This window comes from Nocardioides daejeonensis (genome assembly GCF_003194585.1).
GTDB lineage: Bacteria > Actinomycetota > Actinomycetes > Propionibacteriales > Nocardioidaceae > Nocardioides > Nocardioides daejeonensis.
Genome location: NZ_QHKZ01000008.1, coordinates 1 through 16246 on the forward strand (window position 1 = coordinate 1; position 16246 = coordinate 16246).

The 16246-nt window shown below is 69.8% G+C and carries 16 protein-coding genes; 14 read left to right on the forward strand and 2 right to left on the reverse strand.

All coding sequences use genetic code 11. The features are described from left to right. Positions 1-143: 143 nt before the first annotated feature. Positions 144-635, reverse strand: a complete 492-nt coding sequence (locus tag DNK54_RS17960; RefSeq protein ID WP_110208387.1) for an inorganic diphosphatase — start codon at positions 633-635, stop codon at positions 144-146. Positions 636-764: 129 nt separating this feature from the next. Between DNK54_RS17960 and dacB the strand changes: the two genes are divergently transcribed. From dacB to tilS, 3 genes are all read left to right on the forward strand, one after another. After that, complete coding sequence (dacB, locus tag DNK54_RS17965) at positions 765-2186, forward strand: D-alanyl-D-alanine carboxypeptidase/D-alanyl-D-alanine endopeptidase (protein ID WP_162602537.1); 1422 nt, start codon at positions 765-767, stop codon at positions 2184-2186. A gap of 207 nt (positions 2187-2393) precedes the next feature. Further along, positions 2394-3428 (forward strand): zinc-dependent metalloprotease, encoded by a 1035-nt coding sequence (locus DNK54_RS17970; RefSeq protein ID WP_110208389.1) that lies wholly within the window; start codon positions 2394-2396, stop codon positions 3426-3428. Between the two features lie 17 nt (positions 3429-3445). Next, positions 3446-4468 (forward strand): tRNA lysidine(34) synthetase TilS, encoded by a 1023-nt coding sequence (gene tilS / locus DNK54_RS17975; protein WP_110208390.1) that lies wholly within the window; start codon positions 3446-3448, stop codon positions 4466-4468. Positions 4469-4569: 101 nt separating this feature from the next. Here the strand turns inward: tilS and DNK54_RS17980 are convergent, their stop codons facing one another. Continuing rightward, on the reverse strand, positions 4570-5613 hold the full coding sequence (locus DNK54_RS17980) for a VanZ family protein (protein WP_162602538.1): 1044 nt from the start codon (positions 5611-5613) through the stop codon (positions 4570-4572). A gap of 103 nt (positions 5614-5716) precedes the next feature. Here DNK54_RS17980 and hpt point away from each other — a divergent pair, with 103 nt between their 5' ends. The 11 genes from hpt (at position 5717) to folK (ending at position 16245) form a co-directional block, all read left to right on the forward strand. Next, a complete protein-coding gene (hpt, locus tag DNK54_RS17985; protein ID WP_110208392.1) occupies positions 5717-6268 on the forward strand; it encodes a hypoxanthine phosphoribosyltransferase in 552 nt (183 codons plus the stop codon). Positions 6269-6418: 150 nt separating this feature from the next. After that, complete coding sequence (locus DNK54_RS17990; protein WP_162602539.1) at positions 6419-6964, forward strand: hypothetical protein; 546 nt, start codon at positions 6419-6421, stop codon at positions 6962-6964. Then, a complete protein-coding gene (locus tag DNK54_RS17995; protein WP_110208394.1) occupies positions 6961-7455 on the forward strand; it encodes a SigE family RNA polymerase sigma factor in 495 nt (164 codons plus the stop codon). Before DNK54_RS17990 ends, DNK54_RS17995 begins: the two co-directional genes overlap by 4 nt. Positions 7456-7496: 41 nt before the next feature. Beyond that, entirely contained in the window at positions 7497-9590 is a 2094-nt protein-coding gene (locus DNK54_RS18000; protein ID WP_110208395.1) for a bifunctional lysylphosphatidylglycerol flippase/synthetase MprF, read from the forward strand. Positions 9591-9638: 48 nt separating this feature from the next. Then, a complete protein-coding gene (locus tag DNK54_RS18005; RefSeq protein ID WP_110208396.1) occupies positions 9639-10466 on the forward strand; it encodes a YwaF family protein in 828 nt (275 codons plus the stop codon). After that, entirely contained in the window at positions 10375-11592 is a 1218-nt protein-coding gene (locus DNK54_RS18010; protein ID WP_162602540.1) for an SGNH/GDSL hydrolase family protein, read from the forward strand. Before DNK54_RS18005 ends, DNK54_RS18010 begins: the two co-directional genes overlap by 92 nt. Before the next feature lie 213 nt (positions 11593-11805). Beyond that, positions 11806-13821: an ATP-dependent zinc metalloprotease FtsH gene (gene ftsH, locus DNK54_RS18015; RefSeq protein ID WP_110208398.1), complete on the forward strand. Its 2016-nt coding sequence runs from the start codon at positions 11806-11808 to the stop codon at positions 13819-13821. Further along, complete coding sequence (gene folE, locus DNK54_RS18020) at positions 13818-14429, forward strand: GTP cyclohydrolase I FolE (protein WP_110208399.1); 612 nt, start codon at positions 13818-13820, stop codon at positions 14427-14429. Before ftsH ends, folE begins: the two co-directional genes overlap by 4 nt. A 3-nt stretch (positions 14430-14432) precedes the next feature. Next, a complete protein-coding gene (gene folP / locus DNK54_RS18025; RefSeq protein ID WP_476739118.1) occupies positions 14433-15311 on the forward strand; it encodes a dihydropteroate synthase in 879 nt (292 codons plus the stop codon). Then, complete coding sequence (gene folB / locus DNK54_RS18030; RefSeq protein ID WP_110208401.1) at positions 15308-15679, forward strand: dihydroneopterin aldolase; 372 nt, start codon at positions 15308-15310, stop codon at positions 15677-15679. Before folP ends, folB begins: the two co-directional genes overlap by 4 nt. Continuing rightward, positions 15676-16245, forward strand: a complete 570-nt coding sequence (folK, locus tag DNK54_RS18035) for a 2-amino-4-hydroxy-6-hydroxymethyldihydropteridine diphosphokinase (protein ID WP_110208402.1) — start codon at positions 15676-15678, stop codon at positions 16243-16245. Before folB ends, folK begins: the two co-directional genes overlap by 4 nt. Position 16246: the final 1 nt, after the last annotated feature.

Consider the following 16246-nt stretch of genomic DNA (forward strand, 5'->3'; position numbering starts at 1 on the left):
CCGCGTGCGTCGCCAGACACGCTCCGCCCGTCGCGACCCCCAACCCAGAACAGAGACGCCGCCGCAGCAACCAGCCGCGGCGGCGTCTCGCCATGCCTCTTGACAGACAGGGACTACATATCAGTAGTGCGCGACGGCCCAGGTCAGTGGGCAGCGCCCTTGAACCGCTCGATCGAGGCGGCGATCTCGGCCTCAGCAGCCTCGCGACCGACCCATTCCGAGCCTTCCTCGACGGACTTGCCGGGCTCGAGGTCCTTGTAGGACTCGAAGAAGTGCTGGATCTCGAGGCGGTCGAACTTCGACACGTGCTCGATGTCCTGCAGGTGACCCCAGCGCGGGTCCGTGGCGGGCACGGCGAGGATCTTGTCGTCGCCGCCGGCCTCGTCGGTCATCTTGAACATGCCGATCGCGCGGCAGCGGATGATGCAGCCGGGGAAGGTGGGCACCTGGAGGATCACCAGGGCGTCCAGCGGGTCACCGTCGTTGCCGAGGGTGTTCTCGATGTAGCCGTAGTCCTCCGGGTAGGCCATGGAGGTGAAGAGCATCCGATCCAGGTGGATCCGACCGGTCTCGTGGTCCACTTCGTACTTGTTCCGCGAGCCCTTGGGGATCTCCACCAAGACGTCGAACTCCACGCGCTTTCCTCCACGATCTGCCGGCGAACTCTGACGCCGGATCCGACAAGATTCGCACCCCGAGCGGGAGTGCGGGGGACATTCTCGCGCACAATAGCCCCGATCGTGTATTCGCCAGGAGGAGCCCCGGTGTCACCCAGCATCGCCCGCCGACTCTTCGGCGGTCCGTCGGTTTGGCTGCCGACGGCTCTGGTCCTGGTGGTTCTCGCCACTGCCTTCGTCGGTTTCGAGGTCGATCTGGGTCGGCGGCTGGGCATCGCCGCCGCAGCTCCCACCCAGCCGGAGGAGGTCCCCGCGCCGACCGGCCTGGACCTTCCTGAGTTGGCCGCACCGGTGCCGGTCGCGACCCCGGTCGACCTTGCGGCCCCCGCCTCGCGTGACGCCGTACGCCGGGCAGTGCGGCGCGCGCTCGCCGACCAGGACCTCGGTCCGCACGTCGTCGCCGCGGTGGGCGCGCCCGACGGGCGGGTGTGGTTCGACAACGGAGGCGGCCCAGGTACCCCGGCCTCGCTGCTCAAGCTGGTGACCGGATTGGCGGCGCTGGAGTCGCTCGGCCCGGAGCACACCTTCCGCACCGTCGTACGCCGCGGCGCCAAGCCGGGCACGGTCGTGCTGGTCGGCGGTGGCGACCCGTTCCTGGCCACGGAGCCGTCGGAGGGGACGACCTGGCCGCAGCGGGCCGACCTGACCACGCTCGCCGCCGAGACCGCGGCCGCGTTGCTGGGCGACGGGCGAACCGAGGTGCGGCTGCGCTTCGACGACTCGCTCTTCACGGGGCCGGGACTGAGCCCTGAGTGGGAGCCGGGCTACTTCCCGAGTGAGGTCGCGCCGATCACCTCGCTCTGGGCCGACGAGGGCCGGCCGGCTGCGGGTGAGGGCCATCTCGCCGACCCTGCGCCGGAGGCGGCGCGGAGGTTCGCCAAGCTGCTCTCCGAAGCGGGGGTGAAGGTGCGGGGCACTCCGCGCCGCGGGAAGGCTGGCGCAGGTGCCGAGATCGCCGGGGTGGAGTCCGCGCCGGTGCAGCAGATTGCCGAGCAGGTGATTGCCGCCAGCGACAACAACGGGGCCGAGGTGCTGGCCCGTCACGTCGGTATCAACGAGGGCACCGGTGCCTCCTTCGACGGTGGCGTGCGAGGTGTGACCGCTGTGATGAAGCGCCTGGGCGTTCCGCTCAAGGGGGCGACGATCGTGGACGGCAGCGGACTCTCCCGGCACAACGAGCTGACCGCCCGCACCCTCCTGGCCGTGCTGGCGCGGTCGGCCGAGCGACCGGAGCTCCGCGGAGTGATCGAGGGACTTCCGGTGGCGGGGTTCAACGGTTCGGCGACCTACCGCCTTGCCGCCAGTGATCCGGAGGGGCTGGGCCGGGTGCGGGCCAAGACCGGCACCCTGACCGGGGTCCATGGCTTCGCCGGCACGGTGTTGGACCTCGACGGGGCAGTGCTCACGTTCGTGGTCTTCGCCGACAAGGTGGATCCAGCCAAGGCATTGGCCGCGCGGGCAGCCATCGACGACTTCACCGCCGCCCTGGCGGCCTGCCACTGCAGCTGAGCCTCGACGCAGCGCGTGGGTTCCACGCCTTCCGCTCCCGGCTGGTGCTGGCGGGCGGGTCGGCGTCCGGTTGGCAGCGATCTCGTAGGGTCGCCGCATGAGTGGAGCGTCGGCTGACTTGTGCGGTGCTGTTGTCGAAGAGCAGCGTCACAGCCCTGGTGAAGTGACCACAACCCCGCGTTACAGCGGAGAACGGGGAGGGACGGCATGAGCGACGCCGGCACCGAAGGCTTCATCGACTGGGAGACCGCCGTGCGCGTCGGGTCGCGGCTGGTCGGCGACGGCCCGGCGGCGAACCGTGACGAGGCCAAGCGGGCCGTGGAGCAGCTGCGCGCGGGCGCGCACCGCTCGACCGGCCTGGTCCGTGAGTTCACCGGGCTCGAGGCACCGGAGGGAACCGCGCCCATCCTCGTCGTCGATCGGCCGAGCTGGGTTCGCGCCAACGCCGACAGCTTCCAGACGGTGCTCGGACCCGTCGTCTCGGCGGTGATGGCGAAGCGGAAGCCCGGCGCCGCGACCAAGGCGATCGGCTCGCGGATCACCGGCGCCGAGATCGGCCTGCTGCTCGGCTTCATGGGCTCCCGAGTCCTGGGACAGTTCGATCCCTTCCATCAACCCCACGGCCGTCTGCTGCTGGTCGCTCCCAACGTCGTGCATGTGGAGCGTGAGCTGCAGGCCGACCCCACCGACTTCCGGCTCTGGGTCTGCCTGCACGAGGAGACTCACCGGGTGCAGTTCACTGCCGTCCCCTGGATGCGCGATCACCTGCTCGCCCAGGTGGAGCGGCTGGCCGAGACGATGGTGCCTGACCAGGAGGCGCTGGAGGAGGGGCTCCGCAGCGCCCTCACCGCGCTCCGTGGCGGCAGCCTGATGGACGCGATCAGCAGTCCGGAGCAGCGGGAGGTCATCGACCAGGTGACCGGGATGATGTCGTTGCTGGAGGGCCATGCCGACGTGGTCATGGACGGCGTCGGCCCCGAGGTGATCCCCTCGGTCGCCGAGATCCGCCGCAAGTTCACGGTGCGCCGCAAAGGCATCGGCCCGCTGGACAGGATCCTGCGCCGCCTGCTCGGTCTCGACGCGAAGATGGCGCAGTACCGCGACGGCGCCGCGTTCGTGCGACACGTCGTCGATAAGGTCGGCATGGCCGATTTCAACGCGGTCTGGTCCGGCCCGGAGCACCTGCCCTCCAAGGACGAGATCCACGACCCCGATGCGTGGATCAGCCGCGTCCACGGGTGACTGAGCAGGTGACCTGAGTGCGCTTGGACCCAGCCCTCGCCGCCGCTCGCCTCGGCGTACGCCGCGTGCTCGCCGCGGGTGAGCCCGGCGACGTGATCGTGGTCGCCTGCTCGGGCGGCGCCGACTCCACCGCTCTGGTGGCGGCCACGGTCTTCGAGGCCCACAAGCTCGGTCAGCGGGTGATCGGCGTGACGGTCGACCACGGACTTCAGGCGGGCTCGGCAGACCAGGCTGCCGCGACGGTCGCGCTGATGGCCGAGCTCGGGGTCGACGAGACCCTGACGGCGACGGTGCGAGTCGATGCCCGCGGCATGGGGCCCGAGGCGGCCGCTCGGGAGGCCCGCTACCGGGTGCTCGAGGAGGTGGCCGACCGCGTTGGTGCATGGCGGGTGCTGCTCGGACACACCCGAGACGACCAGGCGGAGACAGTGCTGCTCGGACTGGCGCGAGGCTCGGGTGGGCGGTCGGTGGCCGGGATGCGGCGTCGCTTCGGTCGCTTCGAGCGGCCGTTCCTGGACCTCACCCGGGCCGACACGGAGGCCGCCTGCGCTGCGCTGGGTGTGACGCCCTGGCAGGACCCGCACAACGAGGACCCCGGCTACGCCCGGGTGCGCGTACGCCGCTCGGTGCTGCCGGCCCTGGAGCGGGAGCTCGGCCCCGGGGTCGCCGCGGCGCTCGCCCGGACCGCCGACCTGCTGCGTCCCGACATGGAGCTCCTCGACGCCCTGGCCGACGAGGCGTTGGCCAGGATCGCCACGCCGGACGGTCTGCCGGTGCCCGCCCTGGCGGAGCTGCCGGAGGCGTTGCGCACCCGGGTGCTGCGCAGCGCCGCCGTCGCTGCGGGGGCGCCCGGCGACGAGCTCACCTACGAGCACGTGGTCGAGGTCGATCGGTTGGTCACCGACTGGCGGGGCCAGCGCTGGGTCGATCTTCCTGGGCTCCTTCGAGCGCAACGTCTCCAGCCACCGCGCGTCGGTGCGTCCGGCTCTCCCTCCGCGGCCTACCCCGTCCTCCGCTTCACCTCAACCCGTGCTCTCTAAGGCCTAGGCCCTCCCGACGCCTGCCACCGCCGTACGCACAGGAGAGTCGCCATGTGCTGGGCATCGGCCTCGGCGGAGCGCGAGCACGGGCAGGCGGTGACTCAGCCCGCGTTCGAGTGCGGGGTGGTGATCTCGAGATCGAGGCCGGAGGCGAGGTGGCTGAGGCCGCGCCGGTCAGGGGTCGCCAGCGGCGCCAGCAGCGTGACCAGGAGGAAGGCGGCCAGAGCAGGCCCGGTCCACGGTGCGTGGCTCGCACCGAGCAGGAGGAGCGGCCCGACGCCGAGCAGCAGCTTCGCCGGTCGTCCGAACCACGCCGGCAGCCGGCCGCGAACCGCTCGCATCGAGACCACCCACTCCCCGACGGTGCGTCCGGCGGCCAGCACCAAGACCGCCTCGACCAGGCCGGGAACACCCCACTGCAGGGCAGTCTGCAGCCGCATGTCGATCTCGCCGTCGACGCCGTAGAGGATCCAGGCGCGGTAGAGGACCGCGCAGGTAGAGCCGAGCAGCAGCACGAAGAGCGCGTCGCAGGCCATGCCCATCCACCGCCGTCCCAGCGTGATCCGGGTGGGCAGCGGCCGGGAGTCCGGGTGACGGCGCACCAGCAGCACGGCCAGGACCGAGCCGATGGCGGCGCCAGCGGTGTTGACGATCAGGTCGTCGACGTCGAAGAGTCGATAGGCGCACGGGTAGAGGAACCAGAGCCCGCTGGCCTGGGTGACCTCGATGGTGAGCGAGACGCCGAGGCCCACGAGAGTGGCGACCACGACACCCCGGCCGAGCACCCGGCGTACGTAGTAGCCGAGGGGTAGGAACAGCACCAGGTTGAGGGCCACCTGCAGGAAGGCGGGGTCGCGGAACAGCGTCGCCCAGCCCTGCCCGCGGACCGGGTCGATCTCGTGGATCGTCGCTCCCGGCGTCAGCTGACGACCCACGCACGCATAGCCCTCGTCGGGCAGCGGAAGCATCGTGTAGCACCACAGCGCGAGCCCGTAGATCGCTGCGCCGAGCATCACCGTCAGGTCGCCGAGGCCGAGGCGACCGTCCCGGCGGTACTGGTACGCCGCCACCGGGATCAGCAGCAACACGGCCAGGCCGCAGCCACCGACGATGGCGAGCAGTGCATTGGCCACGGTGGACGACATGACGGGAGGGTAGGTGATCGGTGCCCGTTCACGCGACGGATCGGCATGCCCTGTGAGCGGACCGGGTGCAGCCGGCCCCGAGAACGTGTGGCACGCTGACGTCATGGATTCCGCCCATGTCGAGAGCGATCTGATCAACGTCCTCTTCACCGAGGAGCAGATCCAGGCGAAGCTGCAGGAGATGGCGGACACGATCTCCGCCGACTACGAGGGCAAGGACCTGCTGATGGTCGGCGTCCTCCGCGGCGCCGTGATGGTCATGGCCGACCTCTCCCGAGCGATGGGCCGCCACCTCGAGATGGACTGGATGGCGGTCAGCTCCTACGGCTCGGGCACCAAGTCCTCGGGCGTCGTGCGCATCCTCAAGGACCTCGACACCGACATCTCCGGTCGGCACGTGCTGGTCGTCGACGAGATCATCGACACCGGACTGACGCTCAGCTGGCTGATCTCCAACCTGTCGAGCCGCAACCCGGCCAGCGTCGAGATCGCCACCCTCCTGCGCAAGCCCGAGGCGCTCTCCATGCCGGTCGTGCCCAAGTACGTCGGCTGGGACATCCCCAACGAGTTCGTGGTCGGCTATGGCCTCGACTACAAGGAGCGCTACCGCAACCTGCGCGACATCGGCACCCTCGCGCCCCACGTCTACTCCTGACCCTGCGGTCGAGCCGGCCCCCGGAGGTCGAGCCTGTCGAGACCGGTCGGCTGACCTCGACCATCGGGCGTCTCCGTCCTCGCTGACAACCCGGTGAGCCGCACGCTCCGTCTCTTCTACAAGAGCACCCTGGAAGAGAAGGAGCAAGACATGCCTGACCTCGATTGGCCCACCCGCATCGAAGGGGCCTTCGGCGACGGACCGCAGCCCCGCGGCGTCGCCGACGACCTGGAGGCCGGGCGTCGGGCCCTGCGCAGGCGGCGGCGTTCGGTGATGACGGCGGTCTCTGCGGCAGCGGTGGCAACAGTGGTGGTGCCGATGGCCTTCCTGCAGGCACATCCTGACGGGGATGCAGTGCGGCCGGCCTTCGCGCCAACCAGCTCCCCGAGCGCGGTGGCTCCGGAGCCCGGCGGGCAGGAGATCGTGCTCACGATCGACGACCTTCACCAGATCAGGTACGACCGAGCCAGCGACACCCTGCGGCTGCCGGAGAAGCTGAGGCTCCTCGGTGACACGACAATCGGCAACCTGCACGTCTTCGAGGTCGATCTCGGTGACGGGCAGAGCCTCTACTTCGGTGCTCGCACGGACGCCCGCGGGGGTGTCGCCGCGCGAGACGTCTCCGGCCATCTCGATGCTCAAGCGGAGCTGCTGGCAGCCGCGCGGCCTGACGCTGCGCCCCGGACGGTGCGGTGAACCAGGCCGAGCGGGACCGCACCTTCACCGAGTTCGTCGCGGCTCGTCGTACCCACCTGCGCAGGATCGCCTATGCACTCTGCGGGGACTGGGCGCTGGCCGAGGATCTTGTGCAGACGGCGCTGGAGAAGGCGTACGTCGCGTGGCCACGCGTGCGGCGCCGGGGCGCCGAGGAGGCGTTCGTACGTCGCATCCTGGTGCGAGCGCGAATCGACGAGACGCGCCGTCCCTGGCGGCGTGAGCTCGCCCATGCCGACCTGCCCGAGGCGCCGGCTGTCGACGAGAGCGATGTCGCAGACCGCTCCGACCTGTTCCGGTCGCTGCAGGAGCTTCCCGTGATGCAGCGGCGCGTCGTCGTGCTGCGGCATTGGCTCGATCTCTCGGTCGAGCAGACCGCGGCCGAGCTAGGGATCAGCGAGGGCACCGTGAAGAGCCACTCCTCACGTGCGGTGGCCAGCTTGCGGCGGGCGTTGACCGACCTGCACTGCTGAGGTGCGCCACGCCACGTCGCAGACCTCCTACGATGCCTGGCATGGGTCTGGGGCAGTGGATGCGAAGGGTCCCGTTCAGTCTCGGCGTCTCCGGGGTCATCCTCGTGCTGGGCCTGGTCACGGGCTCGCTGTGGTCTCCGCTCTCCGCCCAGGGTTGGCTGGTCGACGTCGCCTACGGTCCGCCCGCGATCCTCGACCACCGATGGTGGACGTTCCTCACGGGGCCGTTCTTCGCTCTCGCGCCCTGGCAGTACCCGGTGGTGCTGGGCTTCTTCCTGTTGCTGTCGGGCCTGTGCGAGTGGCATCTCGGCAGCCGCGTCACCGCATGGTGCGTGGTCGTGGGCCAGCTGGCAGGCACGGTGCTCGGTGGCCTGCTGGTGCTCGGACTCGCGGAGCTGGACTGGGACTGGGCCCAACGGCTCGCCGAAGACCTTGATCTGGGCTTCAGCGCCGGTGGGATGTGTGCCGCGATGGTCGTCTCGGCCGCCTTCCGCAGGCCCTGGCGGGCACGCGTTCGGTTCGCGCTGCTCGGGTACACGCTGGTCTCGCTCACCTTTCTCGGATTCCTGTACGACGTCGAGCACCTGGTCGCCGTGCTCGTGGGCCTGACTGCCGGCCCCTGGGTGGTCGGGCGGAAGCCGGCTTCACCGCGGGAGTTGGTGCGCGACCTGCTGCGTCCCGCTCTGACCCGCCGCGATCTGCGGTTGGCGGCTGCGGGCTTCTTCTGGTTGAGCGCAGTGCTGACCTTCCTGGGCCAGATCGTCGACCGGGAGGGACCATTCGGCACGATCGGGGGCGACCCTCAGTCGTGGTGGTGGGTCACGCTCTTCATCGGCGCAGACCTGCTGGTCGCCAACGGGCTGGTTCGGGGACGGCGATCGTGGTGGCGGCTGGCGGTGGCGGTCACCTTCGCCAGTTGGGTCGCCACCGCATCGACGGCGGGGTTCATCGCGGCCGACGCAGCTGACAACAGCGGGCTGTTGTGGCTCAGCCTGGTCCTCGACACGGTCGGCCTGGTCGTCCTCACCTGGGGACGGCATGCCTTCCGCAACCCGGGTCGCCGGGGACTGCGGAAGGCAGGGCCCGGAAGCATCGGCGCTCTGCCGACGGATGCGCATCGCGGCCGAGCCAGGCAGATGCTCACCGCCCACGGCTCAGCCAACCGGCTCTCCTGGATGATGACCTGGCCGCAGAACCGCTGGTGGTTCGGGCGCAGTGACGGCGCGATCGCCTACCGGGTCTCCTCGGGCGTGGCCATCGGTCTCTGTGATCCGATCTCGGTCTCGGTGGGGTCAGCGGCTGTCGCTGACGAGTACGTCGCCGCGGCGCTCGACGCCGGCATGATTCCGTGCCTGTTCACCTGCAGTCGTGAGGTCGCCGAGTGGGCCGATCAGCGCGGCTGGGTCGCTGTGCAGGTTGCCGAGGAGGCGATCGTGGATCTCCCGACGTTGGAGTTCCGCGGCAAGAGATGGCAGGACGTCCGCTCGGCCTTCAACCAGGCGGAGAAGCAGGGGATCACGGTCGGCTTCTACCGGCTGGCGGAGGCTCCCCGGAGCATCAGGGTGCAGATCGCCGCCATCTGCGACGAGTGGGTGCACGACAAACGTCTCCCCGAGATGGGCTTCACCCTCGGCGGGTTGGAGGAGGCGATGGATCCCGAGGTCTGGATCGCCGTTGCGATCGACGCCGACATGACCGTGCACGGAGTGACCAGCTGGATGCCGATTCACGCTGCGAGCGGCGAGGTCGAAGGGTGGACGCTGGACCTCATGCGCCGGCTCTCCGGAGGCTTCCGCTACTCGATGGAGCTGATCATCGCGAGCGCATGTCTGCACTTCCGAGACCAGGGGCACCGGATCGTCTCGCTCTCCGGCGCACCGCTGGCCCGCGCCGATGAGCTCGCCGATCGGGGGATGGTCGATGACGCGCTCGGTCACCTGGGAGGACTGCTGGAACCGCTGTACGGCTTCCGATCGCTCCACGCCTTCAAGGCGAAGTTCCAGCCGCGTTACGAGCCCCTGTATCTCGTCGTGGCCGATGAGGCGGTGTTGCCCAGGGTCGGCATCGCGATCGCGCGCTCCTACCTGGCCGACGCGAGCCTCGGCCAGATGCTCTTCCTGACCCGGACCGCCTGAGTACGTGGACTCACGCGGTTGAGCACCGGTGCGGTTGACACTGCTTGCATGCTCTCCGCCGAACGCACCGACTTCACCACCTTCGGGCCCGTCCACCTGGCGATGCTTGTCGTCTTCGGGGTCGGGTGCGTCGCGCTCGTGGCTGTCGGCCGCCGGCAACGAGCGAGGGGCAACGGCGACTGGAGCCGCGGCCTCGCCCTCGCGATCCCGCTCTTCACGGTGCCGATGCAGGTGCTCCAGTTCTTGCCGGGCGAGTGGGATCTCGACACCTCGCTGCCGCTGCAGATCTGCGACGTCGCCTGGGTCGTCGCGGCGTACGCGCTGTGGACCCATCGCGGCTGGGCGGTGACAGCGAACTGGCTGTGGGGCCTGACCCTCACCCTGCAGGGGATGCTCACGCCGGACCTCGGCTCAGGATGGGGCGAGCCGAGGTTCTGGATGTTCTGGGGGATGCACTGGCTGATCGTGTGGTCGGCGGTCTATCTGGTCTGGGGGCTGGGGCTGGCTCCCACCTGGCGCTCCTTCCGTACGACGGTGCTCCTCACCAGCACGTGGGCGGTGGCGGTCATGGTGATCAACGGCTGGCTCGGCACCAACTACGGCTATCTGAACGGCAAGCCGCGCGGCGCCTCCGCGCTCGACCTGCTCGGCCCCTGGCCGGGGTACGTCCTGGCCGAGGTCGCGATCGTCATCGCGGTTTGGGCGCTCCTCACCTGGTGCTGGACACGCCGTGACTACCGTCACAGGGTGTTACCTTCCTTCCCGAGCGATCAGGGAGGGATCCGTGGTGAACAGAGCAGTGGTGTGGTCGGCGGTCGGGCTGGTAGCGGGAGTGGTGCTCAGCGTCGTACCGGGGGGAAGCAGCGTCGCCGCTGAAGGTGGCGACCGCTACGTGGCGCTGGGCGACTCGTTCGTCTCCGGCCCCGGGATCAAGCCGATGCGAGCAGGCGCCTGTGAGCGCAGCGAGAACAACTTCCCGTCGCAGATCGCGGCCGCCCTCGGCGTTGAGGAGTTCACGGACGCGAGCTGCGGCGGCGCGAAGAGTACGGACCTGTTCGCGCCGCAGCGTGATAACCCGCCGCAGCTCGAAGCATTGAGCCCCGACACCACGCTGATCACCTTCGGCACGCTCGGCGGCAACGACATGGGCCTGGTCGGTCTGGCGGCGTCCTGTGTCGGGCCACAGGACTGCAGCACCGATGCCGACGGCAACCAGAAGGCACTCGACGGGATCGAGACGGCGCGAGTCAACCTGGTGGAGGGCATCTCGGATGCGAAGGTTCGCTCGCCGCTCGCGGAGATCTTCGTCGTCGGCTATGGCACCTACCTTCCAGCGGGCGGGTGCGGCTCCCTCCAGGCGCTGGGCATCACCCCAGTAGAAGCCGACTACATCCAGAGCATGATCGACCTGCTCTCGGACATGCTCGAGAGCGTCGCCGCCCAGCAGGGCGTCGAGTTCGTCGACATGCGGGAGACCTCGAACGCCGCTGAGCACACCGCCTGTGCGGCACCGGAGAAGCAGTGGATCCGGACGCTCCAGACCTTCGATGATGGCGCCACCTTCCACCCGTCGTACTGCGGGCATGTAGCCATGGCGCAGCAGGTGGAGCGGACCATCGCGGCAGCCCGAGGCGAGGATGTGCAGGCGTTCGACGACTCCTGTGTCAGCGCCGGGCCGCCGGTCGAGCCGGAGGGTCCCACCGTCGAGGAGCGCAAGGCGGCCCTGAAGAAGGCGCTGGCCGCCACCGCCCTGAAGGTGCGCTGCACCGGGGCAGGCAAGCTCAAGGCGCGAGTGCGCGGTGGCGGCAAGCTGGTCGCTCGCGTTGAGTTCCGGATCGGCGCCCATCAGGTCCGCGTGGACCGGAGTGCGCCGTACACGCTGACCAAGAAGGCCCAGCGCCTGGCGCGCCACTCCGGCAAGGTCAAGGCCGAGGTCCGGGTCCGGGACGCCGAGCTACGGATGCAGCGCGTACTCAAGGCCAAGCGCCCGCGCTGCCTCTGAGCGGGTCCGGCGTGCCGAGGTGGGCCGCCCCAAGCGGCCCACCTGCCGTGGAAATTGTTCGCTTGGTGCGTGTAGCTACGGCCGACAAGCGACAGTTTCCCCGCCCGGGCGGGGAATTGGGGCGGCGGCCGTGGCCGTTGCGCGGCTCCTGTACCGTCAGAACCCACGTACGTCGCTGCTCAGGCCTGCCCTGAGCCTGCTCGAGAGAAGCCTGTGAAGCGCATATTCAAGGGGCCCTGGCTCTGGATCGTCCTTGCGGTGGTGGGGGTGCTGCTCGCCCTGCAGTTCCTCGCGCCCGGCGGTGGCTGGGACGAGATCGAGACCTCCGAGATGGAGGGCTACATCACCTCCGGCCAAGTGGATGAGATCACCTTCATCGACAACGACCAGGAGATCCAGGCGGTCCTCGACAAGAGCGTGGACCGCAAGGGTGGCCGCAAGGTCAGCACGCACTGGGTCAGCGGACAGCAGAACGATCTCATCCGCGAGGTGCGTGAGCAGGTCGACGCCGGCAAGATCGCGAAGTCGAACTCCGAGAACCCGAAGCCGAGCTTCCTCGGGCAGCTGCTGGCGACGCTGCTGCCGTTCGCGCTGATCATCCTGCTCTTCATCTTCCTGATGAACTCCGTGCAGGGCGGCGGCGGCCGGGTCATGCAGTTCGCGAAGTCGCGGGCCAAGCTGATCAGCAAGGACATGCCCAAGACCACCTTCGCCGACGTCGCCGGCTGCGAGGAGGCGATCGAGGAGCTGGGCGAGATCAAGGAGTTCCTCCAGGAGCCTGCCAAGTTCCAGGCGGTCGGCGCCAAGATCCCGAAGGGCGTCCTGCTCTACGGGCCTCCGGGCACGGGCAAGACGCTGCTCGCTCGGGCTGTCGCGGGCGAGGCAGGGGTCCCCTTCTACTCGATCTCCGGCTCGGACTTCGTCGAGATGTTCGTCGGCGTCGGCGCCAGCCGGGTCCGCGACCTGTTCGAGCAGGCCAAGGAGAACGCGCCTGCGATCGTCTTCATCGACGAGATCGACGCCGTCGGCCGCCACCGCGGCGCAGGCATGGGTGGCGGTCACGACGAGCGCGAGCAGACCCTCAACCAGCTGCTCGTCGAGATGGACGGCTTCGACGTACGCGGAGGGGTCATCCTGATCGCGGCCACCAACCGTCCGGACGTGCTCGACCCGGCGCTGCTGCGGCCTGGCCGCTTCGACCGCCAGGTGCAGGTCGACGCCCCCGACCTCAACGGGCGCTACGAGATCCTCAAGGTCCACTCGCGTGGCAAGCCGATCCCCGAGAGCGTCGACCTGCTCGGAGTGGCGCGCCGTACCCCCGGCTTCACGGGTGCCGACCTCGCGAACGTCCTCAACGAGGCCGCCCTGCTCACGGCTCGCCAGAACGGGAAGATCATCGACAGCGCTGCGCTGGACGAGGCGATCGACCGGGTGATCGCCGGACCGCAGCGCCGGACACGTCTGATGAGCGAGAAGGAGAAGCTCATCACCGCCTACCACGAGGGTGGCCACGCCCTCGTCGCCGCGGCGCTCCCGGGCACCGACCCCGTGCACAAGGTGACGATCCTGCCCCGCGGCCGGGCACTCGGCTACACGATGGTGCTGCCCGACGAGGACAAGTACTCGCAGACTCGCTCGGAGATGCTCGACAAGCTCGCTTACATGCTGGGCGGGCGGGCCGCCGAGGAGATGGTCTTCCACGACCCGACCACCGGTGCCGGCAACGACATCGAGAAGGCCACGAACCTGGCCCGGGCGATGGTCACCCAGTACGGCATGACCGAGCGCCTCGGTGCCATCAAGCTCGGCGAGACCCAGGGCGAGCCGTTCCTCGGCCGCGACATGGGACACAGCAGGAACTACTCGGAGGACGTCGCCGCGATCGTGGACGACGAGACCAAGAAGCTCCTCCACCATGCCCATCAGGAGGCCTTCGACATCCTCGAGGAGAACCGCGACGTGCTCGACGCTCTCGTGGTCGCCCTCTTGGAGCGGGAGACGCTCGACAAGGCCGAGGTGGCCGAGGTCTTCGCTCCGTTGCGCCGTCGCCCCGAGCGGCCGGCCTGGACCGGCTCGCCGGACCGGGTGCCCTCGGAGATCCCGCCAGTGGTCGTGGCGGCCAACGGCGACGACGAGTCGCGCAGCGAGGTCATTATCACGCCGCCCGGACCTGGCGGCGACCTGCACGGCGACCCCGACTCGACCGGCCCCTCGGGGGCCGGGGCATGACCGACCCGATCAGCCTCGAGCTCGATCCGGCCGCGGTGCCCGCCTTCGACCATGACCGCGCCGAGGCCGCTGTCCGCGAGCTGCTCTTCGCGATGGGGGAGGACCCCGATCGAGAGGGCCTGCAGGACACCCCTGCCCGAGTCGCTCGCGCGTACGCCGAGGTGACCTCGGGGCTGCGCATGTCGCCGGAGGAGGTGCTCACCACCACCTTCGACCTCGGGCACGACGAGATGGTGCTGGTGCGTGACATCGAGCTCTGGTCGATGTGCGAGCACCACCTGGTGCCCTTCACGGGGGTCGCCCATGTCGGCTACATCCCGGCAGAGTCGGGCAAGATCACCGGGCTCTCGAAGCTGGCCCGGCTGGTCGACGTCTACGCCAAGCGCCCCCAGGTGCAGGAGCGGCTCACCACGCAGGTCGCCGACGCGCTGGTCGAGATCCTCGACGCACGCGGGGTGATCGTGGTGATCGAGGCCGAGCACCTGTGTATGACCATGCGCGGTGTGCGCAAGGCCGGTGCCCGGACGATCACCTCCGCGGTTCGCGGGATCATGCACAATCCTGCGACCCGCAGCGAGGCGATGGCCCTGATCCACAGCAGGCGCTGACCCGTGTCGCTCTGGGATTCGCTGGCGCGGCCGCGGGTCATGGGCGTCCTCAACGTGACGCCCGACTCGTTCTCCGACGGTGGCCGCTGGACCACCCCGGAGACGGCGATCGACCACGGCACGGCGCTGGTCGACGTCGGTGCCGACCTGGTCGACGTCGGCGGTGAGTCGACCCGCCCCGGTGCGACGCGTCCGGTCGAGGGCGAGGAACTCGCCCGGGTGATCCCGGTGATCTCGGCGCTTGCCGGCTCCGGGGTGGCCGTCTCCGTCGACACGATGCGCTCGTCGGTCGCCCGCGCGGCGGTCGGGGCCGGTGCGGTGGTGGTCAACGATGTCTCCGGCGGACTTGCCGACCCCGCCATGCTCGACACGGTGGCCGAGCTCGGCGTCGGCTACGTCGCCATGCACTGGCGGGCGCACAGTGACGAGATGCAGCAGCACGCGGTCTACGACGGCCCGGGAGGCGTCGTGTCCGTGGTGATCGACGAGCTCGCCGCCCGGCGCGACGCCGCACTCGCGGCAGGCATCCTGGGCGACCGGCTGGTGCTCGATCCCGGCCTGGGCTTCGCCAAGACCGCCGACCACAACTGGGAGCTGGTCGCGCACCTCGACCGCTTCGAGGAGCTCGGCCAGCCGATCCTGGTCGGTGCGAGCCGCAAGGCGTTCCTCGGGCGGCTGCTGGCCGACGAGGCGGGCCCCCGTGCCGTCGACCTGCGAGAGCACGCCCACGTAGCCCTGCTGACCCTGCTCGCCGAGCGGCGGGTCTGGGGGCTGCGCGTGCACGACGTGCGTGCCTGCTGGGACGCGCTCAAGGTCGCTGCGCGCTTCGCGGAGGCGCGCCGTACCGGATCGGGGCGACCGGATCTGAAGGAGGGACGATGACCGACGAGCTGGCGGTGACCGGCATCGAGTGCTTCGGACACCACGGTGTCTTCGCGTTCGAGCGGCGCGAGGGTCAGATCTTCGTGATCGACCTCGTCCTGGGCCTCGACACCACGCCCGCGGCCCGCAGCGACGACTTGCGTGAGACGGTCGACTACGGAAGTCTCGTCACTTCGGTCAAGGCCGCCGTGGAGTCCGATCCAGTCGACCTGATCGAGACCCTCGCCCAACGCATCGCGGACGTCTGCCTCACCGACGGTCGTGTTGAATGGGCGCGGGTGACCGTTCACAAGCCGGACGCCCCCATCGAGGCGACATTCTCGGACGTCGCACTCACGATCACCCGGAAGAGGATGACCACGCCGTGACTGAGACCCCCAACCCTCACATCATCGACGCCGACACCCTCACCGGCGAGATGCACCCGATCCGTCGGTGCGTCCTCTCCATCGGCTCCAACAAAGGCGACCGGATGGCGAGCCTTCAAGGCGCCGTCAACTCCCTCGCCGACACCCCCGAGGTCTGGGTGACGGGCGTCTCGCCCGTCTACGAGACCGAGCCGGTCGGCTGCCCGGAGGGCGCCGCGCCGTTCCTCAACGCCGTCGTGCAGCTCGACAGCACTCTCTCCGCGCGCACGCTGCTCGACCGGGCGCTCGCCGTGGAGGACGCCTTCGGGCGGGTCCGCACCGGTGAGGCCAACGAGCCGCGCACCCTCGACGTCGACCTGATCGTGGTGGGCGACCGCCGCTCCTCGACCGACGAGCTCCGGCTTCCGCACCCCCGGGCCGCCGAGCGCGCGTTCGTGCTGCGGCCCTGGCACGACCTCGAGTCGGACGCCGTGCTGCTCGGCTTCGGCCCCATCGCGGAGCTGCTGGTCGGCCTCGACGAGAGCGGCATCACCCTGCGCGAAGACCTGATCCTCGACCTCCAGTGAC